The 25264-nt window shown below is 63.5% G+C and carries 20 protein-coding genes and 2 pseudogenes; 3 read left to right on the top strand and 19 right to left on the bottom strand.

Annotated elements, in window-relative coordinates:
- Window positions 1–50: 50 nt before the first annotated feature.
- From NKI41_RS18015 to nifH, 15 genes and pseudogenes are all read right to left on the bottom strand, one after another.
- Window positions 51–1307 carry a type II toxin-antitoxin system HipA family toxin gene (locus NKI41_RS18015; RefSeq protein ID WP_352684311.1) on the bottom strand — a complete coding sequence of 419 codons (1257 nt, stop codon included), beginning with the start codon at window positions 1305–1307 and terminating at the stop codon, window positions 51–53.
- A complete protein-coding gene (locus tag NKI41_RS18010) occupies window positions 1282–1608 on the bottom strand; it encodes a helix-turn-helix domain-containing protein (RefSeq protein WP_352684357.1) in 327 nt (108 codons plus the stop codon). Before NKI41_RS18010 ends, NKI41_RS18015 begins: the two co-directional genes overlap by 26 nt.
- 123 nt (window positions 1609–1731) lie before the next feature.
- On the bottom strand, window positions 1732–2127 hold the full coding sequence (locus tag NKI41_RS33290; protein ID WP_502901218.1) for a hypothetical protein: 396 nt from the start codon (window positions 2125–2127) through the stop codon (window positions 1732–1734).
- 30 nt (window positions 2128–2157) lie between these two features.
- Window positions 2158–2313, bottom strand: coding sequence for a hypothetical protein (locus NKI41_RS33285; RefSeq protein ID WP_502901217.1), 156 nt, complete (start codon window positions 2311–2313; stop codon window positions 2158–2160).
- Window positions 2314–2453: 140 nt separating this feature from the next.
- Complete coding sequence (locus tag NKI41_RS18000) at window positions 2454–3620, bottom strand: NAD(P)/FAD-dependent oxidoreductase (RefSeq protein WP_352684309.1); 1167 nt, start codon at window positions 3618–3620, stop codon at window positions 2454–2456.
- A gap of 53 nt (window positions 3621–3673) precedes the next feature.
- Complete coding sequence (fni, locus tag NKI41_RS17995) at window positions 3674–4723, bottom strand: type 2 isopentenyl-diphosphate Delta-isomerase (RefSeq protein WP_352684307.1); 1050 nt, start codon at window positions 4721–4723, stop codon at window positions 3674–3676.
- 85 nt (window positions 4724–4808) lie between these two features.
- Window positions 4809–5711: a terpene synthase family protein gene (locus tag NKI41_RS17990; RefSeq protein WP_352684305.1), complete on the bottom strand. Its 903-nt coding sequence runs from the start codon at window positions 5709–5711 to the stop codon at window positions 4809–4811.
- Window positions 5708–7258, bottom strand: a complete 1551-nt coding sequence (locus NKI41_RS17985) for a hypothetical protein (RefSeq protein WP_352684303.1) — start codon at window positions 7256–7258, stop codon at window positions 5708–5710. The genes NKI41_RS17990 and NKI41_RS17985 overlap by 4 nt, the downstream gene beginning before the upstream one ends.
- A 148-nt stretch (window positions 7259–7406) precedes the next feature.
- Window positions 7407–8405 (bottom strand): polyprenyl synthetase family protein, encoded by a 999-nt coding sequence (locus NKI41_RS17980; RefSeq protein ID WP_352684354.1) that lies wholly within the window; start codon window positions 8403–8405, stop codon window positions 7407–7409.
- Window positions 8406–8562: 157 nt separating this feature from the next.
- A complete protein-coding gene (locus NKI41_RS17975) occupies window positions 8563–9906 on the bottom strand; it encodes a cytochrome P450 (RefSeq protein WP_352684301.1) in 1344 nt (447 codons plus the stop codon).
- Entirely contained in the window at window positions 9906–10748 is an 843-nt protein-coding gene (locus tag NKI41_RS17970) for an SDR family oxidoreductase (protein ID WP_352578896.1), read from the bottom strand. The genes NKI41_RS17975 and NKI41_RS17970 overlap by 1 nt, the downstream gene beginning before the upstream one ends.
- 168 nt (window positions 10749–10916) lie before the next feature.
- Window positions 10917–11042, bottom strand: a pseudogene (locus tag NKI41_RS17965) (ferredoxin); the annotation flags it as partial.
- A 1-nt stretch (window position 11043) separates the two neighbouring features.
- Window positions 11044–12333 (bottom strand): cytochrome P450, encoded by a 1290-nt coding sequence (locus NKI41_RS17960; protein ID WP_352684298.1) that lies wholly within the window; start codon window positions 12331–12333, stop codon window positions 11044–11046.
- Between the two features lie 90 nt (window positions 12334–12423).
- On the bottom strand, window positions 12424–13626 hold the full coding sequence (locus NKI41_RS17955; protein ID WP_352684296.1) for a cytochrome P450: 1203 nt from the start codon (window positions 13624–13626) through the stop codon (window positions 12424–12426).
- 152 nt (window positions 13627–13778) lie between these two features.
- Window positions 13779–13972, bottom strand: a pseudogene (gene nifH / locus NKI41_RS17950) (nitrogenase reductase); the annotation flags it as partial.
- 1309 nt (window positions 13973–15281) lie between these two features.
- Between nifH and NKI41_RS17945 the strand changes: the two are divergent.
- From NKI41_RS17945 to NKI41_RS17935, 3 genes are all read left to right on the top strand, one after another.
- Window positions 15282–15815 (top strand): peroxiredoxin, encoded by a 534-nt coding sequence (locus NKI41_RS17945; protein WP_352450770.1) that lies wholly within the window; start codon window positions 15282–15284, stop codon window positions 15813–15815.
- A 69-nt stretch (window positions 15816–15884) separates the two neighbouring features.
- The gene (gene rpoN / locus NKI41_RS17940; RefSeq protein WP_352684291.1) at window positions 15885–17321 is read left to right on the top strand and encodes an RNA polymerase factor sigma-54; all 1437 of its coding nucleotides are present in this window, start codon (window positions 15885–15887) and stop codon (window positions 17319–17321) included.
- A gap of 57 nt (window positions 17322–17378) precedes the next feature.
- Complete coding sequence (locus NKI41_RS17935) at window positions 17379–18596, top strand: MFS transporter (protein WP_352684289.1); 1218 nt, start codon at window positions 17379–17381, stop codon at window positions 18594–18596.
- Window positions 18597–19351: 755 nt separating this feature from the next.
- Here NKI41_RS17935 and NKI41_RS17930 read toward each other — a convergent pair.
- From NKI41_RS17930 to NKI41_RS17915, 4 genes are all read right to left on the bottom strand, one after another.
- Entirely contained in the window at window positions 19352–19600 is a 249-nt protein-coding gene (locus NKI41_RS17930) for a hypothetical protein (RefSeq protein WP_352491456.1), read from the bottom strand.
- The gene (locus tag NKI41_RS17925) at window positions 19588–20190 is read right to left on the bottom strand and encodes a hypothetical protein (RefSeq protein WP_352491457.1); all 603 of its coding nucleotides are present in this window, start codon (window positions 20188–20190) and stop codon (window positions 19588–19590) included. The genes NKI41_RS17930 and NKI41_RS17925 overlap by 13 nt, the downstream gene beginning before the upstream one ends.
- Before the next feature lie 290 nt (window positions 20191–20480).
- Complete coding sequence (locus tag NKI41_RS17920; protein ID WP_352684286.1) at window positions 20481–23951, bottom strand: ATP-binding protein; 3471 nt, start codon at window positions 23949–23951, stop codon at window positions 20481–20483.
- Window positions 23948–25207: a metallophosphoesterase family protein gene (locus NKI41_RS17915; RefSeq protein ID WP_352517742.1), complete on the bottom strand. Its 1260-nt coding sequence runs from the start codon at window positions 25205–25207 to the stop codon at window positions 23948–23950. Before NKI41_RS17915 ends, NKI41_RS17920 begins: the two co-directional genes overlap by 4 nt.
- Window positions 25208–25264 lie beyond the last annotated feature (57 nt).

Below are 25264 nucleotides of genomic sequence, written 5' to 3'. Positions count from 1 at the left end.
GGGCCACGGGCGGATAATTCCGCCATATCACCAACCCAAGGGGACTCGGCTCACTTATCGGCGCAGGAGTTCAGTATCGGCGTTATCGCCTTCACATGTTCGTCGATCCGCTCGAGCACTTTCGCCGCAACAACGTCGCGCTCAGGCAGATGCCACCAGTGCTCGTTGACGAGTTCGACGGTCTCGACCACTGCCTTCAGGACTGCCGGCTCCGGAAGCCTTGCACGGTTCGCAAATGCTTTCCATCGCGGTGCTGCTAGCGCCTTGAACGAGCGCTCCCCTCCAAGCGAAAGCGCCATGGCGTCGGCGGGAATATATGGGACGGTCGACAGAACGTCGTAGATTGGTGCAAGCACCGGCTTGTCGCCGTTACCGGGATAAATCAAAGACCAGTTCTTCAGGTGCATGTCGCCATTGCCAGTGATGACCGTCAGCGCCAGGCGGCGGACGAATTCGAGAGCCGCCTTAGGCGAGACGGCCACGCCAAGGGCCAAGGCTATGTCGTGATAAGCGGCCCCCTCATATTTGCGCGAGGGATAGACACCGAAGACCTGAGCGAAATCCTCGATGTGTATCCTCTCGCCATCAGCGCCGCGATCGAAGCGTTTGACGAGAAGGACCTTGCCCTCTGACAGCGTGTTGAATTCTTCGGGAATATCCTCGAAATCGGACTTCTCGACAAGTTCGCGTTCAGGCACCTCCATGCCGATCGCTGCGGCCAGCGCGAGGTTGGCGAATTCATTTTCGGAAACGCCTGGAAACGCCGTCGAAGGGAACTTGGCGATGTATCGGCCTTGCTCGTCGTCCATCGGCAAGGTCAGGCCGCCGCCTTTTCCAGTGTTCTTCATGACCGACAGCTTCATCTGCACGCCGGCAAGTGAGAACCGTGCCTTGGGCTTATCCTTTGAAGCATCCTGCGAAACCGCTATCGCGCCGTCACTGGGCAACGCCCGTACGGCTCCCGGCAAATCGGCGCCCAGCGCCGCTAAAAGATCGAAATCATTGCCTGGCCGCACATTGCCTTCGTGGTGCCTTTCCATCGCCTCGCGCAATTTCTCCTCCGGTAGGAGGTTCGCGAAGAAAGCGGGCAAGGCGCCCGCCAGAGGCTTCGGATCTTTCCGCAATCCTCCCGTCGCTGCCCGGAACGACAGGCTGAAAACCGGAAAGCCGCCCGTCGCGCGGTAGGCCTCATCGAAGTTGAATGCATTGAAATCGCCCGGTGTCCTAACGATTGTGCCGATCTTCAGTGCGTTCAAGAGCACGTCCAGCGACGGGATCGCCTTAGGTGCGCGAAAGACTGGAGCCATGATCGTCATCGTCAGGTTGAGAAACAAAGGCGGGTCGATCGTCATCATCATGCGGACGCAATAGAGCCTGGACAGCCGGCACCATGACTTGCGGAACCAGCATCATTTCCAGACCGAGCGCGCGAGCGATATTCATGAGCGTCGTCGCACGCGCCGCTGCGGCTCCCTTTTCGATGTCGCGATAGCGGGGACGGGATATACCCGCCAACTCAGCGACCTGCTCCTGCGTCATGGCAGCGGCCAGCCTCGCCTGCCTGAACAGCCCACCGATTTCGCGCAGAACTTCCGATTCAGAGTCCATCATGATACCTATACGATCTATTCCACTGCGCGATGATACGCAAAGGTATCTCATCCAGCGAGCAAGTCAAAACTTTTAGATCTGTTCGCGTATCATATGTAAAGATAATGATATGCAAAGGGGTCAATCCTCCTTCGAGGATCTCAGGCTTTGGCGCCGCACAGCGAACGGCGTTCCTCGAGAACAGCTGCTATGGCCACCGGGCTCCTCTGATGGCGCCGCCGCCGGTTTGCCAGGCTTCTTGCGGCCTGCGGCCTGGTGCTGCTCTTCTTTTTCGGCCTCGATCCGGCGCTCTTCGTGCGCCGCCAGCTTGGCCTCGGCTTCCAGCGACGCCATCGCCTGCTGGATCTTGGCCAGCCGGTTCTGCTTGTCGCCGGCCCAATCCGGCATCTCGTCGCCGCGCTTGTCCTTGCCGAAGTCACGTCCCTCCTCGCCATCCGCGGCCTCGGCCGCAGTCAGCATGCGAGCGACCTCGGCTTTCAATTCCAGCTCGCGCTTCTTCATGCGCTCATAGCTCATCGCCTTGTGTTTCGACGCGTACGCCTTGATCTACTTGCCATCCAGCGCGACATGGCCGAGTTTGACCAATCCTGCCGTCTCACACAGCTTCAGAACCTGCACGAACAGCGCCTCGAGCGCCTTAAAATGCCGCTTGCGGAAGTCGCTGATCGTCCGGAAATGCGGCGGATCGAGCGCCACGATCATCACAAAATCATTTCGTTCGCGGCAGGCCCTGGCCGGCTGTTTTCGCCAGCTTTGGGCCATCGACCGCCTGTCGCGTTCCTTCGCGCCCCTCTGTCCCTCCAGCATCAAAAGGACCGTCGCGGCGCACCCGCCCTGCCTGCTCAAATCACATTCAATTCCCTGAAAGCCCGCCCCTCAGCGACACGGCTGTACCCGAACGCCGAGCAATCCACCGTGCGATAGCGGCCATGCACGATCAATTCGGCCAGCGCCTTGCCGACCGCCGGAGCCTGCTGCAAGCCGTGGCCGGAAAAACCGTTGGCGAAGAGGAAATTGCCGACTTCGGAATGCGAACCGATCACCGCGTTCTGGTCGAGCGTGTTGTAGTCGTAATGGCCGACCCAGGCGCGTGTCGGCTTGATCGCCTCGAAGGCCGGGATGCGGGTCGCCAGCACCGGCCAGATCACCTCTTCGAACAGCGGCCAGTCGGGGTCGAAGTCGGCGGGATCGGCGGCTCCTTCGCCCTCTTCCGGCTCGGCGCCGCCGGTGATGTAGACCGAGCCTCCCGGCCTGACATAGATGCCTGAGGGATCGACCAGCAGCGGCATGTCGGCATATTTTTCGCGCGCCTCGAAAACGAAGACGTTGCGCTTGCGCGGCTCCACCGGCAGCGCCAGCCCGGCCATTTCAGCCACCTTGCCGGCATTCGGCCCGGCGGCGTTGATGACGATGCCGGCCTCGAGCCGCTCGCCATTGTCGAGGGTCACACCGGCGACGCGCTCGCCCTGCCGTTCGATGCTGGTGACTGACGCGGTGATGAAGTCGATGTTCTTCGTCCGCAGTGCCTTGCGGAACAGCATCAGCATCGCATGCGCGTCGAACCAGCCCTCGCCGCTGCGGCCGTAGGCCCCGGCAGTGATACCCTCGGCCGACAGCCACGGAAAGCGGCGGGCGAGCGCCTCGGCATCCTCGAGCACGATGTCCGCGCCCTCGGCCATCTGCGCCGCGTGGTTGGCCCGCAGGATCGGCAGCCCGTTCTCGCCGGCAAGGATGAGGTAGCCGCCTTCGCGAAAGCCGATATCGGCGTCGGCCCCAAATTCTTCCCTGAGCCGCCGGAACAGTTTCAGCGTGAATTGCGACAGCCGGATGTTTTCCGGGATCGAGAACTGCTGGCGGATGGAGGCGCAGGACAGCGTCGTCGCCGCATGGGAAAATTGCGGGTCGCGCTCGATCAGCGCGATCGAGCCTGAAAACCCTTCCTCGCGCAGATAATAGGCGACCGAGGAGCCGACGATGGCTTCGCCGATGATGATGATGTCGTAGCGCACTTTTTCGCTTCTCCAGTTCTAGGGCCCGCCGCCACGTGCGGGCGATGCCGGCATCAACCGGCGGGCAGATGTGCCGAGGGCAACAAGCGCGCCTGACGCAACGCCGCCAGATCAGCCGAGCCGGTGCAGAAGCAGGCGACGGCCAACTGGCGGATGACGATCTCGAAATGCGCGACAACCGCCTCGGTGGATATCGTAGCCGCGCGCAGCACGCCGGCCGCCTGCCCGGCGATGTCCGCGCCCAGGCGGATGGCCTTGGCCACGTCGACGCCGTCGCGGATCCCGCCCGACGCGATCAGCTTCACCATTGGCAGCGCCCGACGTACCGCCTGCACGCTGGCCGGGGCCGGAATCCCCCAATCGGCGAACGCCATCGCCACTGCACGGTCGGCGGCATCGCGGGCGCGCTCGCCCTCCACCGCGGCCCAACTGGTGCCGCCGGCGCCGGCGACATCGATCACCGCCACGCCCGCGTCGACGAGCGCACAGGCCACTGAAGCGGACAGACCCGACCCCACTTCCTTGGCCACGATCGGCACGCCCACGCTGCGCGCTGCGCGAGCGATCTGCGCCAGGACGCCGCGCCAGTCGCGGTCGCCCTCCGGCTGCACCGCTTCCTGCAGCGGATTGAGATGAACGATGAGTCCATCGGCCTCCAGCGCATCCACCGCCCGGCGCGCCAGGTCCAGGCCGTCGGCCTCGCGCAGTTGCGCGGCGCCGATATTGGCCAGCAAGGGAATGTCTGGGGCCAGGCGGCGCAGCGCGCGCGTCAGCCCCTGGGAGTTGCGGGATTGCAGGCTCACGCGCTGCGAACCGACGCACATGGCGATCCCCAAGGCTTGCGCTGCCTCGCTCAGATGCCGGTTGATGGTCTCGGCGCGTGGCATGCCGCCGGTCATGGAGCTGATCAGCAGCGGCGCGCGCATGGTCTTGCCCAGCAGCGAGGCGCGCAGGTCGATCTGCGTCAGGTCCAACTCGGGCAATGCGCAGTGTTCCAAACGGATGTACTCCCAGCCGGCGGCGACCGTGGCCGGCGCCGTTCGCCGATCCAGCACGATGTCCAGATGGTCGTCCTTGCGCCGGCTCAGGGCGGTGTCGCCCACGCTCGCTCCGTCCGTCGCATCGGGCGACGGCGTTGCGTCGGATCGGACCGACGGCAGCGCGCGCACGCCGCCGCCTCCCGCGCGTTCAGGCCGGCGCACGCTGGTCTCCCCCCGCAGCGTCGCTGCGGTAGCGGCTGGTCGAGGTCTGGTAGTACTGCGCGCGGATAGCCGCCATGGCCTCGATCAACGGTCCCCACGGCGCGGGAAAGCGTTCTTCCGCCATCACCCGGTGCAGCATGCGCGTATGGCCGACCAGCTCGTCGTTGAGGAACTCTACCACAGGCATAGCCGGATAGCGCTGCAGCAGCAGGATCGCCGCGTTGTCGGCCTCGCCGGCCGACCTGTCCTTGTCGCGTCCATGCAGATCGTTCTGCAGGCGCCCTATCGCGGAGATGAGCCGCAGGACCTGGCGAAACGCCGGACGCGCGCGCAAGGTCGCCATGTCCAGCCCCCACAGCAACGACAAGCAACAGAACACGTTCGTGTAGGCGACCGAATCGATGCCGTTGTGCAGGTACTCGGCGTAGGACCAGCGTTCCGCCCCTGCCGCCTGCGCGTGTCCGGCGCGCAGCGCCGCGCAGTAGCACCGGGTATCGTCGAGAAGCTGAGCATAGTCGCGACGATCGTAGGCGAGCGCGGCCAGCGAAGCGCGCAGCACAGCGCAGCCCTCGAATCCGGGGACCGCGCACGGCACGCCCTGCCCCAGCGCCTGCTCCACCGCGGCGACCTGCTCCGGCGCGATCAGGCCAAGGTCGTTGCAGTCGTCGAGCCAGAACAGCAGCGCCAGTTCGCGATAGAACGCCACGATCAGCGTTTCGTCCAGCGGATCGCGGCCGGTGCGGGCGCTGGTGTCGCGCAGGCTCGGGTGGATGCGCTGCAGGATGTACTGGCCGCCCCTGACCGCTTCCATGGCATGCTCGTCGGCGAACCCGGTCAGGGAACGCCCCCACTCCAGCACCTGCTGCAGCACGCGTTCGTTCTGGATCATGGCGCCGCTCCTGCTCCCTCAGCCAGGACGCGCCGCCCCCAACGAAGCGCCAGCCACAAGCCGGCGAGTTCGGCGACGCGCACCACTCGGGTGGGGCAATACAGTTCCTTGCCGATCCACAGCGGCGTTTGCGGCAATGCATGCGCCGCATGGCGGGCGAGCATCCACTCCAGCGCACGCGCCACCGCCTGCGCGATGCGCCGGCGCCCTGTCGGCTCTTCGCTCCCGTCCAACACGTGCAACGCGAACAGCGCATAGGCGGTTTCCTCGAATGTGGACGCGCGACCGGCGCCCCAGCCGCCGTCGTCGCGCTGCGCCTGCAGCAGCGCCGCCAACGCGCGCTCGTCGCGCCACTGGGGCTTGCCTTGCGCCAGCGCAGCGACCGCATGCGCGGTGGGATACAGCCACGAAACGTGCCATTTCTCGTTGTCCCATAGACCGTGCGGGTTGCGATTGGCCTCGACGTAGGCGCTGGTGCCGGCGGCTGGCTTTCCCAACATTCGCAACGCATGCAGGGCATGGATGTTGGTCGACACCGAGGCATTGCGCTCGCCGGGGAAGGTGACGAACAGCTCGCCGATTTCGAAATGGCGCAACGCATCGACCGCCGGGTCGCGGCCTGCAAGGCGCAGGACGCACATCGCAACGGCGGTATCGTCCGCATCGGCCGCGAAGTGCAAGGCCGGGCCCAGACCGCGCACGCCCAGGCGGGCGTCGAGCTGCGCGACGATCACTTGCACCGCCTCGGCGAGCGCGGGATGCGCGAACAGACCGGCCAGATGCAGGGTGTACAGCGACCAGCATGGCTCGAATACATTGATCGGCCAGACGTTGGGAAAGACACCTTCGATGCCGCTGCGCGTCGCCCGCGATGCCGCCCGGAGATACGCGTCGGCGCGCCCGACCTGCGGCGTGCTTCCCTGTGCCACGGCGTGCGCACGCCACGCGGCGGTGGCCGCCGGACTGATGCCGATGCTGCCGTCGTCATCCGGGCATGCGGTGGTCGGCGACGTCCCCCAGGCTTCCCAGGAGTGCAGCAGCGGATGGCCGCTCGGCAACGTCGCCACCGCCCCCAGCTTGACTAGGCACGCTTGCCGCAACGGCAACAGCGCCGGGTGGCGCGGAAACGCCACGCCGCCCAGCAAGGATGCGGCCTCGCCGCACAACTGCGGCAGGATCAGCTCCGCGCCGATCGGCGCGTCTTCCGGCACCGCATGCGCGTAGGGATCGGGCTGGCGCTCGAGGAACCGGGTTGCAGCCTGGACTGCGTCGGCAGCGCCGGGAAGAGGATCGGCACGCTGCAATGCCAGCAACGCCGCCCACGTGGGCGCATGGCGGAACAGCGGGAAGTCCGCGCTTCCCCATCCGCCATCGGCCTGTTGCTGCGCCATGAGCCACGCGTATGCGTCCTGCCGACCGGTGACGTTGCCGTGGAACTGCAGAGCTCGCGCCGTGTCGTAGACGGACGGACCGACGCTGCCGCCGTCGCTCATCTCGCTCAGCAGGTGGCGCAATTCGGAAAGGATCTGTTCGGACAGCGCGCTCACGCGGGATGTTCCTTCTGCAGAGGGCTAACGAGAACCAGGATCGGCAGACGCCGCGCACATCGCCGCGGACTCGGACACAGTGCAGCATGCACCGCTGCCGCCGGTGGATCGCAGCGGCACAGGGGCGACTCCATGCGGACGGGCGTGCTCATGCGCGTGGCGCGTGCTTGAACAGATACCCGTTGGCCCGCTGCAGTATCTGCGCCAACCGTTCCGCACGCGGCCCCAGCGGGGCGATGGCTTCCCCGGCGTCGCGCAACAAATCCAGCGCGAACTGGCGCGCTGCCTGCAGCCCCATGATCGACGCGCAGGTCGGCTTCTGCGCCGCCGCGTCCTTGCCGGGGGTCTTGCCCAGCGTCGCGGTATCCGCTGTCGCGTCGAGAATGTCGTCGACCACCTGCAACGCCAGGCCGAAACAGGCGGTGTAGCGATCGAGCGCACCGTACAGCGCAGCGTGAGCGGCATCCTCCGCGATGGCGCATAGCGCGCCCATGCGAACGGACGCGCGCACTAGCGCTCCGCTCTTCATCCGGTGCATCGCCACGATCCTGTCCAGCTCGGCGTGCTTTCCGACCAGCGACAGATCCATGGCCTGCCCGCCTGCGGCACCCTCGGCGGACACCGCCTGCGCCAGTTCGCGCACGAGCGCGATACGGTTGTCGCCCGGCGCATCCAGGCTCGCCAGGGTCAGGAAGGCGTGCGCCTGCAGCGCATCGCCAACCAGGATCGCAGTGGCTTCGCCGAACTTGACGTGCACGGTCGGAAGGCCGCGGCGAAGCACGTCGTCATCCATCGCGGGCAGGTCGTCGTGGACCAGGGTACAGGCGTGCATCATCTCGATGGCGGCGCCGACGTCGTCGAGCATGTGCGCCGGCGTGTCGGCCAGTGCGCCGGCAGCCAGACAGAGCAAGGCGCGGGTGCGCTTCCCGCCATGCAAGGTGGCGTAGCGCATCGCCGCCATCAGCTCTGTCTCACTGTCGTCTTCGGCGCAGAGAAGACGCGCCAGCGCCTGTTCGACCCGCTTTGCGCCGTCCTGCATCCAGATCTCCGGCAGCAGCCTGCCGGATGCGCCGCGCGCCTGCGCACCCAATCCGCCGAGGGCGGAAACGCCAGTTCGGTCGTCGTGTAGCGTGGAACCGGTCTGCATGTTTTTCATGTCCTTGTACCTGACACGAGATGGCCACGGCGGGCGCCAAGCCGCCGCGGTGTTGCCGGCGTCGCACCGAGCGCGTGCGCTGAGTGCAGCAATGCCGCGCCTCGCTGGCGCCGCCGCTGCGTCGCCACACGAGGCATGCGATGCCAGCTCATGAGAAGCCTATGCGGATTGCCATGGACGGATGTGCGGTCGGGTAATAGCGCCGGCCTTTTTCGACGTCGCTCAGCAACTGCGGCCGCACCCCGGCCTTGTGCATGGTCAGCGCCAAGGCGATGCAGAACTGCACCATTTCCAGCCATACCAGGTGGTAGCCGATGCAGACGTGTGGGCCGGTACCGAACTGCAGCATGTCCACCGGCCGGATCGGCTCCGTGCGTTGCAGCCACCGCGCCAGGCGGAACTGATCAGGCGCCTCGTGCAGCAGCGCCGAGGTCGAGAAATGCAGCAGCGGGATGCACAGATGGGTGCCCGCGGGAATGCGCCGTTGGCCGAGTTGCAATCCCTGCAGCGCGCGACGCGGCAGGAGCGTGGTCGCCGGATGCAGGCGCAGCGTCTCGCGGAACAGTGCCTCGGCGACCGGACACTGCGCCAGGTCCGCGTGCCGGGTCGGCACCGCGCCCACGCGTTGCGCCTCCTCGACCAGGGCGTCCCACAGAACAGGCTGCCGCGCCAGCTCGATCACCATCCAGGCCATCGTCGAGGCAGTGGTGTCGTGACCGGCAAGCAGCAGCAATCGGATATTGGCGACCAGGACGTCATCGGAGAGCCCATCGTCGCTGCGGTCGAAGGCGCTCACCATGTCGTTGATCAACCCGGTGCGCGCGGCGTGCGCGCGCGCGTCGCGGACGAACTGGCGCAACTGCGCGTCGATCCAGTCGCGGGCGGCGCGGCCGCGCCGCAAGGGCAGTCCGGGGAGGTCGACCGGGGGCGCGACGATCAACTGCAGCAGTTGCCGGTACTTGCGATGCCATCCCGGCAGGTCCTGCGCGGGGATTCCCATGAGGCTGAAGATAAGCTTGAGCATCAGGTCACCGGTTTCGCGCAGGATGGTTACCTCGCCGCGGGCGCGCCATGCCTGCACCCGCGCCCGGATGACGGGCGCGAACAGGTCGCCGATGCCGGCCTGGGTCAGCCCCTTGGGCAAGAACGCTGCCTTGATGGCATCGCGCGCCTGCCGGTGCGCGCCGCCGTCCAGGGCAACCAACGTTCCGCCAAGCAATTCGGGCGCGATTTCTTCGATCAGGGCCGAGGACACGTCCTTGTGCTTGAGCAGTGAGAACGCATCCGGATCCACGCAGGTCATCAAGTGTCCGGCAGGGCCGAAATCCAGCCAGAAGTGGCTGCCCAGCGTCCGTTCTGCGCGCTGCAGCAGGCGCGGCAGGTCGCAGACAATGGCGGGAAGATGCCCGACCAGGGGGAAAGCGCCAGGCATGACCGGGATGTCGCAGCGCAGCCGGTGCCGACGGTTGAGTGGGTTGAGCAGCATGTCCATCAGCAGCGCGCCGCCGCCGCCGATTCGGTGTCGCCGGCAGGGCGCGCGGCGCAGCTGTTGCCACCGTCGGCGTATGTCGGCACATGCGCCAGCATGCCGCCATCGATGCACACGACCTGGCCTGTGATAAACGCAGCATCGTCGGAGAGCAGGAACGCCACGAGCGCGGCCACGTCCTCGGGGCGGCCGACGCGCTGCAGGAGCTGGTGCCGGCGCAGATGCCGTTGCATGCACTCGTCCAGCTTGGCGAGGAGACGCTCGGTCATGACGAGACCCGGCGCAACGGCGTTGCAGCGGATCTGCGCATGACCGTATTGGGTGGCGAGCGAAGCCGAGAGCATGTTCATCGCCGCCTTCGACGCGGCGTAGGACGTCTGCGCCGTGTCACCGCTGAGCCCCTGGCACGACGACATGTTGACGATCGCGCCACCGCCGCGGGCGATCATCCGTGGGATGGCCTGCCGGCAGCAGAGCAGCGTGCCGCGCAGATTGGTCGCCATGGTCTGGTCCCAGACTGCCAGGTCCAGGTCGAGGATCGCGCGGTCGCGCGGGGTCAGATGCATGGCGCTCGCATTGTTCACCAGCAGGTCGACCCCCCCGAAGTGCCGCTCCGCCGTCTCGAACAGCGCTGCCACCGCCTGCTCATCGGCGATATCCATGGCTATGGGCAGCGCGTGGCCTGCTTCGGCCGCGATCTGCGCGGTGCAGGCGATGGCCGCCGAGCCATCAATGTCGGCCACCACCACTCTGCCGCCCCCGCGCGCGATGGCGAGAGCGCATGCCTTGCCGATGCCGGCGCCGGCGCCGGTCACCACGGCCACCTTTCCTTCAAACCGTCCCATCGTGTCTCCTGAATTGCATTGGTCTTTCGCGGCATGCCGCTCGGCATCCGCCGGAGAGGGCGCATGGTCGGCGCCGGCTCGCTCGTCATGGCCAGCGTCGCTTTCGATGACCCGAATGGCGCCGACCGGGCACTGGTTGGCCGCAAGCCGCACGGCGGCGTGCAGCGCCTGCGGGACCGTCGCCACGCACACTTCGGCCACGCCGTCCGGTTCGCGCTGGCGAAAGGTGCCCGGCAGCGTCAGCACGCACTGCCCGGTAGTTCCGCACAGATCCTGATCGACCAGGACGCGCATCTCAGCCCTCCTGCCCATGCAGCCGCACCGGCAGCGCGCGGAACGTCCTAAGGAACGCGGAGGGCTCCCGGGTCGGCTGCTCGGCCAATGCCAGGGTGGGGAAGCGCGCCTGGATCCGCGGCAGGCTCTCGGCCAACTGCACCCGGGCCAGTTGCGCACCCAGGCAGAAGTGGATGCCGTGGCCGAAGGTCAGCATGATCTTCCCGTCGATCGACATGCCAGGACTGGTGCCGTAGAACCGCACGGGATCGAAGCGGTCGGGATCGGCGAAGGCGTCCGGGTCGCGATTGCCGGCCGCGATCAGCACACGCACGTCCGCGTTCTTCGGGATCACCACGCCGGCCAGTTCGATGTCGCGCTGGGCGATACGCGGAATGGAGCTGAACATGGCGGGCGCGTCGCAGCGCAGGACTTCTTCGACGAACGCCTTCACCCCCACGGCGTCTCCCTGCAGCCAGTGCCGCTGTTCGGGATACGCCAGCATCGCCAGGACCGCATGGTCGATGGCCGCAGCGGTGGTGGCGAAGCCGCCCAGCAGCATGCCCCACAGCATGCTGATCAACTCCGCATCCGACAGCATATCGGCATCGTCGTCGTGTGCGCCGACCAGCATTGACACGATGTCGTGGCGGGAATCGGTGCGCTTGCGCTGTATGAGGTCGCCGAAGTAGGCCTGCACCCTGGCGCTGGCCGCGTCCGCGGCGGCGAGCTGGGGATCGCTGGCGTGCGGGCTCAGGCCTTCCAGAATGGCGCTGATGCCGGTGACGAGCCCGAGAATGTCGTCCGGGGGCATGCCGAACAGTTCGCCGAAAACCAGCATGGGCAAGGCCAGCGCGAATTCCCGATGCAGGTCCACTGCCTCCCCGCGCTCCAGTGCGGGCGCCATGCCGTCCAGGCGCGCTGCGACAATGCGAGCGATGGTCGGCCTCAGCTTGTCGATCTGGCCGATTGTGAAATCGCGCGAGATCAGCCGGCGCAGACGCGTATGCGTCGGAGGTTCCTTCATCGCTAAAGTGGACGCCAGCAAACTTAGCGACAGGCTGGTCGCCGCACGCGGGAAATAGCGCGCCAGTTCGCCTGGCGCCGGCCCCCGAAAAGCATCGCCCGTGGCCTTGAGCGCCCAGTAGATGTCGGCGTGGCGGCTCAACAGAAAGAGGCCCGACGCCGCGCGATGCACCGGATCGTGCTCGCGCAACCACCGCATGAACGGATACGGGTCGTGGATGCACGCTGGCGCCGCCAGTTCGGCGAAGGCGTCCCGGCATGCTGCCGTGGTTTCTTGCACGTCCATCTTGGTCACCTGTTGGCTGGCTGATCTGATCGGCGCGGCAGGCGCGCCGGCAATTTGGAGAACATCGCGATTCCTGGTGGCGTCCGCGCATCACCAGAGCACCGGGAACTCCTCGAACCCGCCAGTGATGATCTCCTTGCGCAACTTCAGTTCTTCGAGCGCCACGGCCAGGCGCAGCGCGGGAAAGCGCTGGAAGATCGAACCGAACACCGCCTTGAGTTCCAGCCTGGCCAGCGCCAAGCCGATGCAGTTGTGCGGCCCGTAGGAGAACGCCAGGTGCGGGTTTTCGTCACGTCCGATGTCGAAGATTTCCGGGTCGTCGAAATGGCGCGGATCGAACGACGTCGCCGGCAGGCCGACAAGCACCTTGCTCTCCGCAGGAATTTCCACGCCCGCGATAGTCACGTCGGTACTCGGATAGCGCATGATGCCGTCCCAGCCCGCGCCCGGCGGGTACATGCGCAGGATTTCCTCCACCGCCTTGTCCACCAGGGATGGATCGCCGACCAGGCGTTCGCGCTGTTGCGGATGGCGGAACATGGCCAGCAGGCCGAATTCGATCTGCGCGACGGTGCTCTCGTGCCCCGCCACCAGCATGCCCGCCGCCAAGCCGATCGCCTCTTCCTCGGTCGCCTTGCCCTGGTCGACCGCCGCGAGCAGATCCGTCAGCAGGTTGTCGCCAGGATCCTGGCGCTTGTCCCGCATCTTGCCGCGAATGTAGGCGCGCAGTTCTTCCCAGGCCAAGCGCGACGCGCTGCGCGGGCCGCTTTCATGCTGGTGCGTCATCACCTCGTCGGACAGCCCGGCGAAAAAGGCGTGATCCTCGTAGAGCACGCCCATCAGCGCGCTGATGACCATGGCCGGAAGTGGAAAGGAGAGGTGCCGCCGCAGGTCGGCGGGCTGGGGCTGGGCCGCCAGTGTCTCGAACAACTGCGCGGCGATCGCCTCGACCTGCTGCTCGAGCAGCTTCACCCTGCGGTTGCTGAAGGCCGGCGCCACGATCGTGCGTAACCGGGCATGCTCGCCCCCCTCGTGCGAGACCAACCACCCCGGTGATCCGAGAATCACCGAATCCGGGGTGAATGCCGCCGGCGGCATTCCCGAGGGCCGGAACGCCGCGTCGGACAGCACCGCCTTGGCTTCATCGTAGCCTGTCACCCACCAGCCTTCGTGCCCGGACGGGAAGCGCACGCGGTGGATCGGACCGTTGGCGCGTTGCGCCAACATCTCGGGCGAGGGCTCGATGTGATCGACGCGCCACATCGGCAGCGTCGGCAAGGGTTGTTCGGACATGGTGGCACTTGATCTCTAAGCGATGGAAGGGCGGAAGGTGACCGGCAGGCGCTGCGGGCAGCGAATGGCTTAGGAAGGCATGTAGACGACGTCCTCCGCAGCGTAGCCGATTCGATTATCAAGGTCGGCCAACGTGTAACTGCCTAGGCATACCGCGCGGCGAGATGCAGAACGTTATCCTGCGCCTTCGAGTTCAGGATAAGGCGAGTGTGGCGGGCCTTTGAGTCGCAGCCGGCCATCAAGATTTCCTGCGCAAGGGTCGACAAGGGCGGCGAGCCTGTTTGGTAGGGGGCGGTTTCGCCGAGGCCCCCTTCCCATAGAATGCTATCTGATGCGGATTTGACATTTTGCTTTTCTTTCTTCGTTCCATTCATGTCATCCACGAAATGAAAGTCGGTCGGCGGCTCCCGGCCAGCAACGAAGGTGCTTCAAATCTCGTGCCAATTTGGCCGCAGCAGAAAAAAATTGTGGCAGCTTCTCAGCGGCCTAGCCTGAGGCCAGAGAAGAGCTAGGCGAAATAGGCCGGTGTCGCGGGCCAACAAAGGCGACGGAACAGTGTCGGACAGAACGCCTCGGGCGACCTTTAGGTCGGGCTTGCGACATTCTGGTCCAGTTTCGAACATAAGAGGGCGGCAAACAGACACGATTGGGAATTCGATCCTCACGGCGCCAGGGCGCTTGCCCAAGAGCGCGCGCTCATGTTGCTGCGACAGGCGCGTGTTCGCGATAGCCGGGCCTGCGCACCCATGAACGCTAGCGGCACACGCTACGCAATGACTGGAGTGCCCGCCAGCCTCAGGTAGTGCATCGGCTCCGCTTCCGGTTCTTCTTTGCCCAGCCGGGGCTGAAGCGCCGAATATCCGCACCCTACAGCATCGTTGTTGCCTGTGTGACGAGGCGGTATAGCGCGCGCCCGATCTTCTAAGACACGGCCTCCGAGAAGAAGGGGGCGGTCCAACAGCACCTCTATTTGAAATGGCACGCCGCTTGCTGCTCCTGGTTAGAGCACCCTCAAATCACGATGAAAGCGACTTGCACCATGCCCGACGCGCGAAGCTCTAGACAGTGGCCTGAGGAGACGATGCCCGTTCCCGCTGAACATCGGGACATCGTCTCCTCCGGAAGGCCGTTCTCGGTGGCCGCTTTGCGCATGGCTGGTCCGATGCCGGCACGCCAACACGGGCCGCTCGCGCAAATGCCGTTTACCGGTTCTGTTCAGCATGTGAGTGCCCAAGAGCCCCGTCAAAGGGTCACCCAAGCCAAGGCCGGCGGGTCACTGCCACATATCGACAACACGCTGAACCAGTCCAGTGACCCGAGTCTGCGTGAAGTGACATTTCAGGCCCCCACATGCTTGCGATATTGGCTACTTCCGGCCGCTATCCCTTTTCCAAACGCACGATCGCGAGTGACCGATCCCGCTTCCGGCGCCATAGCCGGGGGAACCAAGCGGCTCGACGGTGTCCAGCTCGCTCAGATCGATTGCGTTCGGGTGGCCAAGACCAGCCGCCAAGACCTTCCTATACGTCGGGAGGGAAAAAGGAGGTTGCGAGCCGCGAGGTCCTCATTCCGTGCCGGGCATACGAGCCTTTGCTCGGTATTGCGCCAGCTTCTGCCAGAATTCAGCGCCAGTTTTCTTCTTTAGGAGCAACTTGATGACAGTTCAAAAGAAAGTTCCCTTCGTCACCTTTCTCACGCGTGTTCACGATAAGTCAGTCCAGGGGACAAATCCATATCGCTGGCAAGAAAAGACATCTGACGACTACTTTGCCGGCAAGCGGGTCATCCTGTTCTCGCTGCCTGGCGCCTTCACGCCGACCTGCTCGACCTACCAATTGCCCCAGTTCGAAGAGCTCTATGATGAGTTTGAGAAGGAGGGAATTGACGCGATTTACTGCCTCTCAGTCAACGACGCCTTTGTCATGAATGCGTGGGGGAAGTCCTTGGGTCTGAAGCAGGTCGAGCTCATCCCCGATGGCTCAGGCGAGTTCACACGCAAAATGGGCATGCTGGTCGCCAAGGACAATCTCGGCTTCGGGATGCGCTCCTGGCGCTACGCCGCCCTGATCAACAATGGCGTGGTGGAGCATTGGTTCGAGGAGGAAGGTTTCTCCGACAACTGCGAGGCCGACCCCTATGGCGTCTCGTCCCCGCAAAACGTTCTCGAAACGCTGAAAGCCGCCGCATGACCTAGAATACGTCTCAGTGGTGCCATTGCCGGCCCCAAGAGGCTCCTCGACAGGATTTTCGCGCTCACCATGCAATCCTCAGCAAGCCTGCTTCAGCGCCAGAAGCAATCCATGGTCGCATCGCCTCAACTCATTGAGTCGATTCGCCTGCTGCAACTGGCGCATACTGAACTGCATCAGTTCGTGGAGCGGGAAATCGAGAAGAACCCGCTTTTGGAATCTGCATCAAGCGATGGCGGGCCTTTTGACGACGTCTCGATTTCGGGAGCGGATCAGCCTGTCGGCCCTGGCGCAAACGCCGTTGAAGGACCGACCGGGGTAGGGTCGGCTGAACGGCTCGGGCAATGGAAATCACTCGGCAACACGACCAACAACCCGCCGGGCAATGGCCCTTCCCTCGACGAGTTTGCCACCCTCGCCGAAACATTGCACGACCATGTCGCTCGTCAGATCGCCCTCACTGCGTTCACACCACAGGAGCGGCTGATCGCTGGCCAGCTTGCCGCCGATCTGGAAGACACTGGCTATCTTCGGGCAAACCTTTTGGAGCTGGCCGAGAGCCTGAATGTCCATGAGGCTGTTGTGGAACGGGTTCTCGGAACCTTGCAGCAATTTGATCCACCGGGAGTTTTTGCGCGAAGTCTCAGAGAATGCCTCGAGATTCAGTTGCGCCAGCGAAATCGGCTCGACCCGGCAATGGCAGCTTTGGTTGCCAATCTTGAAATGCTTGCGCGACGCGATTTTGAGGCACTGAAGCAGCATTGCGGCGTCGATGAAGAAGACCTTCTCGACATGATGCATGAGATTCGGGCGCTCGATCCCAAGCCTGGGAACCGATTCCAATCCGGTGCGTCTGAATCAATCATACCCGACGTCTGGGTCACGCCCTCGCCGCAAGGCGGGTGGCAGATCGAACTTGATCCCGCCACACTGCCAAAGCTGCTGATCAACCAAAGCTACTATGCCGAAGTGTCGCGTCAAACTCCCCAAAATTCGAAAGATAAAGCATTTCTCGACGAATGCTTGCAAAACGCGACCTGGCTGATCCGCAGCCTCGATCAGCGCGCCAAGACCATTGTTAAGGTTGCGGCTGAAATCGTGCGTCAGCAGGATGCCTTTTTGGAACATGGCGTCGCCCACCTGCGGCCTCTCAATCTCAGAACCGTCGCTGACGCGATCGGCGTGCACGAGTCGACGGTAAGCCGGGTGACCTCGAACAAGTACATGCTTACCCCGCGCGGAGTCTTTGAACTGAAGTATTTTTTCACCGTCGCGATCGCGTCCTGCCAAGGCGGCGATGCGCACTCCGCCGAAGCTGTCCGGCATCGGATCAAAGCGATCATTGCCGCAGAATCTCCCGGCGACGTGCTTTCCGATGAGGACATCGCTGTCCGGCTGAAGGAAACCGGCATCGATGTTGCGCGCCGCACCGTCACAAAATATCGCGAAGCAATGAACATCCCCTCCTCCGTGCAACGCCGCCGGGAAATGCGCTTGTGTTTTTAGATTTGGGTCAAGGCAGCCAACATCACGTTGCATTGCATGAAAGTGGAGACTTCGTTCATGACCCAATCCGCAGCAGGCGTCATGGACGCTGTTCTGCACGACCCAGAAAAGCCCGTCCCACCGTCTGGTCCCGCATGGGGTGCGGTCATTTCGCTTTCCTTGGGCACCTTCGGGCTGGTCACGGCAGAGTTTCTGCCTGTCAGCCTGCTCACGCCCCTCGCGCATGATCTCGGTATCAGCGAGGGAGCGGCTGGACAGGCGATGACGGCAACAGCTATCGTCGGGGCGATCTCGGCGCCGACGGTGGCCATCATCACAAAGCGCCTGGACCGCAGGACCGTCATGTGGACCATGACGCTGCTGCTGATCCTGTCGGACGTTCTGGCGGCCGGCGCGTGGTCGCTGGCGGCTCTCCTGACTGCACGCGTCGTGCTCGGCATAGCGCTCGGAGGCTTCTGGTCGATGTCGGCAGCACTGGCGATGCGGCTCGTTCCAAGCCACTTCCTGCCGCGCGCCATGTCGATCATCCTCACCGGCGTTTCCGTAGCTACCGTCTGCGCAGCTCCAATCGGCGCTTATGTCGGCGATATCTGGGGATGGCGAAGCGCCTTCGTGCTCGCCGCAGCCGGCGGCGCCGCTACACTGCTCGTGCAACTCATAACTATTCCGAGACTGCCTCCGATTGGAGTGGCTAGCTTCCGCAGCCTGCTGGATGTGGCCAAGATTCCGATGGTCAAAATTGCGCTTTTGGTCATCCTGCTGGTCGCTTCCGGCCACTTCGCCGGAATCACCTATATCCGCACCTTCCTCGAGAAGATTCCCGCGCTGGATGTCGAAACGATCTCGCTTGTGTTGCTTGCTTTTGGCATCGGCGGATTCTTCGGCAATTTGGCCGGCGGGCTTCTGGCCGAGTACAGTCTCAAGGCAGTCGCTGCCCTTGCACCGCTGCTCATAGCGATAGCCGCTGTTTCGCTGCTGACGGCGGGAGCATCGGCCTCGGCCTCGGCGATTGCGGTTGCCGCGTGGGGCTTTGCTTTCGGCGCGGTGCCGGTGGGATTGCAGACGTGGATGGTGCGGCGCGCCGCTCCCGAGCAGGCCGAAAGCGCCGGTGTGCTGATGGTCGTAGCGTTCCAAGTGGCAATCGCAGCCGGCGCGATTTTCGGCGGACTATTGGTGGACAATGCCGGGATTACCAGTGCCATTGCCTACAGTGCTGTTGCCACGTTCCTCGCCGCCCTGACAGTGTTCCTGCTCGGCCCGAAGCGGGAAACCTAGACCGCCTGACAGAAGAGGCCTCAGCAGCGCAGCGGGACGAGAGATGCAATCGCATGCACGGCGCGGCGCGATCCTCCGCATGATTACACATGGACCAGCGCAAGCGCCTCGCCGGCTTCACCTCCGGGCCACGCGACCGACACCGGTTGTCGACAAAGCACCTCGGTGCGCGGCATCTGCCGCACCGTTAAAGCCAACGTACAGCGACCTTAGAGGCTCGCGCATACGCATCTGAGACACTCAAGGGTAGAGATGTCCCAAAATGCAAGACGATAAGAAAGCCTCTCGGTTTGGCGTTGATCGTTGACACAAGTGCTATATCAGCGGTCTGCGTCACTGAGCTCCACGTCAGGAACATACTGTCGGATGCCAGACTATCCGAATCGACGGACGATGCAGTGTTCATCGAACTGCGCAGCAGACTGATTGAATCTACGGCGTGATATACGCTGAATTCGAGCAATCGTACAAAATTGGCCGCACTGAGCTGGCGCAAACATCGATGTCGTACGTAACGCGATACGATCTCAAGCAGGTTCGCGGAGGAAAACGAGTTCGTCACAGCTCTGCGCGCCGGCGAGTAAGGACTGATTGCACGATTGCGAAGCATGAGGGACCATTACTACCGACTTGAGCATCGTTTGGAGGACTGCGATATCCCCACATGAGAGATTGGGTTCGGCACCGAAAGCAGCAATGCCGATCCATCGCGACCCTGAGCTTTAGCCTCCGGACGTTCGGCGCTTGCTTGCCAATCAACCAGCGCCGTCGGGCCAGCGGATCTCGAATCCGCCGGTTCCAATGGGCCAGGCCAGGCCAAAGCCGTTGTCAAACGCCAGACTTAGATCGTTCTTGCTCGTCACCTTCGCACCGACGAGAATTACCTGTCGGCCAGTCCACCGCTGATGCTGGCGGTAGTCGAGCAACTGGCCGATCGCGGCGCGAATCGCGAAGCGCATCGTAGCCGCATCAGCAGGCTTGATCTCGACCATCACTTCCGGCATTGCGTCAACCGCAACCGAAGGTCGTCGCGAAAACAAGCGGGAAAATCAATCCGCGGATATCGCTCGCTGAGAAACGCTACGAACTGTTTGTGCAGACTGTCATGCTGAGGATGGACATTGATCTCGTACTTCCGCACATACCGTTTGTAGACGTCGGACGCTGCCGCTCCAGCCGGTCGGCCACGACCTCCATCATGATCGGGCGATGCCCCGACGGGAGCGACTGGCTCGCCTTCGATAAATGCCTTTACTCTCTTGACGAATGCTCTGGCGGATCGATCTGTCGTATCGTTCGCATACCACCAGCTTGCCTGGCCACTCCACCCTTTGCCACGGTGCCTATCCTCCGGGGGCAGCACGAATGCATTTTCGGCGAGTGTCCTAGCCCTGAACGACCTGATCTTATCCTTGTAGTGCTGGGCGGAAGGGTTACGCCCCTTGAAGTGCTGGCGGTGGCGATACAGTCGCGCACCGCGATACCACCCGACCACCACGCGCGGATCTTTGCCTTCCTCCGGAGCCGTCCAAACGATGTCGATCCCGTCGACAAATTCGTCGTGCTTGCCTGAACCCAGATTCTGGATGCGCACCTGCCGATCCAATTCGCCCTTAATCGTCTCGAAGCGCCGTAAACGTACCCGTCATCGGCTGCAACAAAGTTGCATTCTTCCGCGCAATAACCCTGCTTACTCGGAAATGCCCCGCCACCGAGAGGCGGGTCATCCGCGCTCCGCCCGGCGTAGTCGTTCATCCACGCAACATTGCAGAACAAAATAGGCATTTCTCAACCTCTATGGGACGTCATGACGGATTCGATCGAAAGTTCCTATGTCAGACGAGTTGGTTAGTTGAACCGTTTTGAGGCGAATTCTAATCGAGCCTAATCCAGCTGGTGAATGGTAGATTGTGGCACAACAGCCTTGGCGATTTCACATAGGTGCTTGTGGTGCGTGAGATAGATGACCTGACCTGTGTTCGCCATCTCCCCAAACAATCTGAAAACCTCCTCCGAGCGAATATGGTCAAAGGTTTCCATGATGTCGTCGGCGATGAAGGGAACCGAGGGCCGGAATTGCGCGAACTCGTAATAACCGGCGAGCCTCAGTGCCAGGTAGAGCTGAAAGCGCGCGCCCTTCGAAAGCGCGTCAGCGAGCTTGGATTGCCCGTCGCGCTGCACCGCGATGAGAACCTCCCCGCCTTTCACGGGCTGGGTTGTAAGGCCTGAATACTGCCCACGGGTCATTAGCTTGAATGCGTCTGATGCACGCGCCATCATCCCCGAACGGTGGTTCTCACGGTAGATCCGCAAAGCATTTCCAGCCGACATGATGCCGAGCTTCAGCTCGATGTAACGAACGGCCTTCTCCTCGATTTCCAACAGGGTTGTGCGCCGTTCGGCATCCAGGTGTGCAACCGCGCTGTCGCCGCCGATGGCGTCCAGCTTATCGGCCGCGCGTGTCTGCCGGATCAGCTGTTGCTGGATCATCTCATCGAACTGGCGAAGCCGCTGCTCGCCCTCAGCCTTCTCGACCGTGAGGCTGTCGAAATCGATCGCGTCCAGGATCGAGCGTGCCTCCTCGAATCCGTCGACTGCAAGTTCCGCCACTACCCCTTCCTCAAGGTCAGCGACGGCAGCGCGCAATCCATCCCGCTCGCGCAGCAGCTCATCGCGTTCGACTACTTCGGACAGAGTGGCGACGCCAAAAACGCCCAGCACTTCGTTCTTGCGGCGTTCGTGCGCCAAAATCTCATTGTCGAGGATGTCGCGCGCCTCCTTCAGGCGCTTCAGGTCGTGGCCGAGGCTTGCCTTCGTTTCCCGTGTCCGCTCGGCGCGCTCCAGGCGCTCGGCAAGGCGGATGGCCAACTGCTCCGGCTCGCTATCCTTCGTCGGCTCGTCGGCTTCAACCGCTACGGCGATGACCTCGACCAGAAAATTAGCCCTGTCGGCCGCCATCTTGTCGATACGCAGCTGCAGATCGTCCCGTTCCTGCAGGCTTCTTGACAGTTCGGCCAATTGATCGAGCACAGTGCCGACGCCGGATGCTGAGAGCCCGCTTTCGAGCCAAGTTCCCTTGAGTGCTTCGACAATGCCGGCCAGCCATTCCTCCTCGCGACGCTCCGCCACGCCTACGGCAACCCGTCGGGCCGCTAGATCCTCTTCTTTGGAGCTCACCATTCTGAGCGCCTCGGCATACTCTGCGTCCACCTTGCGCTGCCGATCCAGAAACAGCTCAGCGATGGCCATGATTGCTTCGAGGGTGTCGCCGGGCTCTGATACTATGCCGACGCTTTCCAGCGCTGCTCTCATTTCCAAGCGTATCTGCTCGCCGGCGTCAGCGGCTCGCTCCGCCTTCCTGCGGAGAAGTTCGATCTGCTCCCAGGCAGCGAGCGCATCGCTGCGCGCCTCGATCTGATCCTCGATCCTTTCGATCAGGCGCTCAGACGAAGGTTCCACGGCGTCTCCGAGCAGGTCTCTGGCGGCCGCGCGGATTTCCAACAATTGGGTATCCACATCCTTGCCGAGCTGTGTGCGTTGGATGCCGTTGCGTGACAGGTTGGCCGCGACCTCGGCCAGTTCGCGAGTCGTTGCCCGGATCTCGGCAAGATCCGCCGCGCCGGCCAGCCGGCCCGCGCTGGCAATGTCATCGCGCGCCAGTGCCACGGCGAAATCGTCAGCGGTGTCACCGGTCAGCGCTGCGCGGTGCGTTGCCCACGCATCATCGCGGACACGGCGGATCGCGGCAGCCCCCTCATCGTCGACAACGTCGACCGAGGCACGAAGGGCATCCAATCCAGCCTTGAGCATGGCATGGTTGCCCTCGTATTCGGCGAGGCGTTCGGCAAGTACGGCGGTGTTTCTTGCCAGTTCTGACGCTACTGTCTTCCAGGCGGCAATGTGCCCGGCGCTCGGAACCGCGACGTTGGCGAGAGCAAGGGCATCTCCTCTCCATGGACGCAAGCGCGCGAGCGACACCTCCCATCGAATTGTTCCCGCATCTTCTGCCTCGCGAGCCGTCCTGATCTCCGCCAGGTGTCCGCTTGCTCGCGCTTTCGACAAAGCCGAGCCCAGCCTTGCCCTGGCAGGTTCGGGCACTGCCCTTTCCTCGCCGACCCGCTGCCTTGCCGCCTGCAGCGCATCGAGTGCTGCCGCCGCCTCGTCGCGGGCGGCGCGCACCCCGGTAGCAATCCCGGACCTCTGCTCGACCATAGCGCGAACGACGCCAACGGTGACGGCAGGCAGAAGCAGCGCGGCAGGATCCGGCTCGGAAGATCGACCCAAGGCGGCTAGGCAGCTTGCCACGGTGTTGTTGAGGATTTGCAGCCCCATCCTGCGAGTGGGCAAGTCAAAGCCAGCCGCGGTATGGCGCACTTTGCTCTCCGCAAGCCCGCGGATTCGTTCGGAAATCGACAGGATCGATTCATCCTCATCGACCGCAGTGACTTTTGCCGCCAAGCGCTGGACCTCGTCGATGTTTGCGGACAGCCGCGTTCTGAGGCTGGCATCGTCATCGATGAGTCCGGTGACACTACCCGTCCACGTGCGAGCTGGGGAGGCGATGTCCGGCAGCTCATTCAGCCGGGCAATCTTGCGCCGGATATCCGCCCGCATCGGCGCAGCACGCACGTAACGAGCAATGGTATCCAGCCTGGCCACCAGCACCGCTCGGTCACTGATGGTCCGGTCGTATTGCTGCGCTGCATCGAGACGTTCGGCCTCCAGGCCCTCGTAGGTTGATGCAAGGGTATCGATCGCATCCCTGCGCGACTTCACGTCAACAAGGCGCTTCTTCAGGAGCGCCAGTTCGGTGCCATGCGCCTGCTTCCGATACAGAGCGTCTGCTTCGGCCTCGAGGGTGTTCAACGTATCACTTGCGTTCCCAAGACCGGCGCTTGCCGTGAAGAGGAGCTTGCCGAGGTCGCCCCGCGACTCCAGAATCGACTTCCCGCCCGCTTCCAGCGTCTCGTCATCGAGTGAGAACATCGTCGTGTAAGCGTCACGCGACAGTCCGGCGAGATGCGCCGTGATCGCCACGTCGCTCACCGGTTGGCCCGTCGCGTTCAATAGCGAATTAGTACGCTGTTTCGTACGCGTGAACGTGTGCTCGGAGCCGGCCAGTTCCAGCACGCCGCCAATGCGCATGGCGCTGTACTCGTGCAGGAAGTTGTAGCGGCTCCGTTCCTCGATGCCGAACAGCAAGTCTAAGTAGGCGGAAAGCGCGGTCGATTTGCCGGCCTCATTCAGGCCGAACACGATATGCAGGTCAGGTCCGGATTCCGGTTTGGGTCCGAAGTCGATCGTACTATTGGTGAACTTTCCATAGCGAATGAGGTCAAGTCGCCGCAACCTCATGACGATCCACCGGACTTAAGGCGGGCAGTGACCAAGTCCGCACCCTTGGAAAGCACCTGATCGAGGAACTGCTCCAGCCCGGCTTCGTCCTTCCCAGCAAAATCCCGTCCGTCGGCCGGAAGGTCGGCGACCATCTTTTGGACGAACGCCCTCGCCTCAGCGCGGAAGGCCTCCGAGGTGGCATCGGCACGCATTGATTGCCCGAGTTCGAAAATCGGATCAGCAATATCCTCGGCGGTCTCCGTCCGAGGCGGCGCGAGGTCAAGCTCGAGCTTCTCCACCCACGTATGGCCCAGCTGTTCCGCAGCCTGTTCGGCTTCGGCAAGAAGGAGGTCCCTGTCGCGGATCAGCGCCCATAACAATGGTGACGTCCCTCTCAGGCCAACGCGGGCCACAGCATGACGCGATCGGACGGTGGCCCGCATCTCTTCGAGCGCGAAACGAATACGCGCGACGGCCTCGGGCCACTCCACCGCCCCGGTAAGGTCGACGCTCACCCGTTCGAACTGCGCAACGCTGGTCAGCCGTTCCTCGATCTCCACCGAACGGTCGTCGCGCACCGTCACCAGGGTGACTGATTTCTCACCCGCCTCGTTAATATCCCTCCCCTGAGGTATTCCCGGCATCACCACGGTGCTTGCGCCGGAATAGACTTGACGAACATGAATGTGGCCGAGGGCCCAATAGTCGAAACCGTGGGCGTGCAGGTCAGCGATGCTGCAGGGCGCGTAAACGTCGTGACCGGGCGATCCAGCCAGACTGGTATGCATGATGCCTATGTTGACGGCCCCTTCACGAGCAGCCGGATATTTGGTCAGCAGGCTGTCCGGGGCCTTTGGGTTCGCAAAGCTCAAACCATGGAAAACGATGTCCAGACCGCCGGCTGTCTGCAATACCGACTGAGCACGACCGCCGAAGATGGTAACGGTGTCGGGAAACACCAGCTGTTTGGAAATCCGCGACAAGGCGTCATGATTGCCGCGGATCTTGAAAACCCTGATGCCGGTCTGGTGCAGGCGTGTCATTTGCGATGCCAGAAACCGCGCAGTTTTCATCGAGGTCTGCTCGCCATCGTATAGGTCGCCAGCAATGACCAACGCGTCGACTCGTTCCTCAAGGCAGAGATCCACTATCGAAACGAATGCCTGGCGGCTGGCGTCGCCCACGAGCCCGGCAAGATCGGGATTTCGCATCGCCAGCGAACGAAGCGGCGAGTCGAGATGAATATCGGCCGTGTGTACGAATCGAAATGCCATTCGGCCTTCGCCAGGGAAAGAGGTGTTCTGAGCTCGACTGAAATTGCAGCGAGGTCG

The sequence above is a fragment of the Mesorhizobium sp. M0601 genome (assembly GCF_040320845.1).
Lineage (GTDB): Bacteria > Pseudomonadota > Alphaproteobacteria > Rhizobiales > Rhizobiaceae > Mesorhizobium.
Note: the sequence above shows the minus strand (reverse complement) of the source record. Positions and strands in the feature narration are given on the sequence as shown.

What these genes read in the sequence shown, in the direction of transcription:
- NKI41_RS17945 (WP_352450770.1), top strand. Translation starts at nt 15,282, where the DNA reads ATGACAGTTCAAAAGAAAGTTCCCTTCGTCACCTTTCTCACGCGTGTT.
- NKI41_RS17960 (WP_352684298.1), bottom strand. Translation starts at nt 12,333, where the DNA reads ATGGACGTGCAAGAAACCACGGCAGCATGCCGGGACGCCTTCGCCGAA.
- NKI41_RS17930 (WP_352491456.1), bottom strand. Translation starts at nt 19,600, where the DNA reads ATGCCGGAAGTGATGGTCGAGATCAAGCCTGCTGATGCGGCTACGATG.
- NKI41_RS17920 (WP_352684286.1), bottom strand. Translation starts at nt 23,951, where the DNA reads ATGAGGTTGCGGCGACTTGACCTCATTCGCTATGGAAAGTTCACCAAT.
- NKI41_RS17915 (WP_352517742.1), bottom strand. Translation starts at nt 25,207, where the DNA reads ATGGCATTTCGATTCGTACACACGGCCGATATTCATCTCGACTCGCCG.
- NKI41_RS17955 (WP_352684296.1), bottom strand. Translation starts at nt 13,626, where the DNA reads ATGTCCGAACAACCCTTGCCGACGCTGCCGATGTGGCGCGTCGATCAC.
- NKI41_RS17935 (WP_352684289.1), top strand. Translation starts at nt 17,379, where the DNA reads ATGACCCAATCCGCAGCAGGCGTCATGGACGCTGTTCTGCACGACCCA.
- NKI41_RS17970 (WP_352578896.1), bottom strand. Translation starts at nt 10,748, where the DNA reads ATGGGACGGTTTGAAGGAAAGGTGGCCGTGGTGACCGGCGCCGGCGCC.
- NKI41_RS17990 (WP_352684305.1), bottom strand. Translation starts at nt 5,711, where the DNA reads ATGATCCAGAACGAACGCGTGCTGCAGCAGGTGCTGGAGTGGGGGCGT.
- rpoN (WP_352684291.1), top strand. Translation starts at nt 15,885, where the DNA reads ATGCAATCCTCAGCAAGCCTGCTTCAGCGCCAGAAGCAATCCATGGTC.
- NKI41_RS17975 (WP_352684301.1), bottom strand. Translation starts at nt 9,906, where the DNA reads ATGGACATGCTGCTCAACCCACTCAACCGTCGGCACCGGCTGCGCTGC.
- NKI41_RS18010 (WP_352684357.1), bottom strand. Translation starts at nt 1,608, where the DNA reads ATGGACTCTGAATCGGAAGTTCTGCGCGAAATCGGTGGGCTGTTCAGG.
- NKI41_RS17980 (WP_352684354.1), bottom strand. Translation starts at nt 8,405, where the DNA reads ATGCAGACCGGTTCCACGCTACACGACGACCGAACTGGCGTTTCCGCC.
- NKI41_RS18015 (WP_352684311.1), bottom strand. Translation starts at nt 1,307, where the DNA reads ATGGCTCCAGTCTTTCGCGCACCTAAGGCGATCCCGTCGCTGGACGTG.
- NKI41_RS33285 (WP_502901217.1), bottom strand. Translation starts at nt 2,313, where the DNA reads ATGATCGTGGCGCTCGATCCGCCGCATTTCCGGACGATCAGCGACTTC.
- NKI41_RS33290 (WP_502901218.1), bottom strand. Translation starts at nt 2,127, where the DNA reads ATGAGCTATGAGCGCATGAAGAAGCGCGAGCTGGAATTGAAAGCCGAG.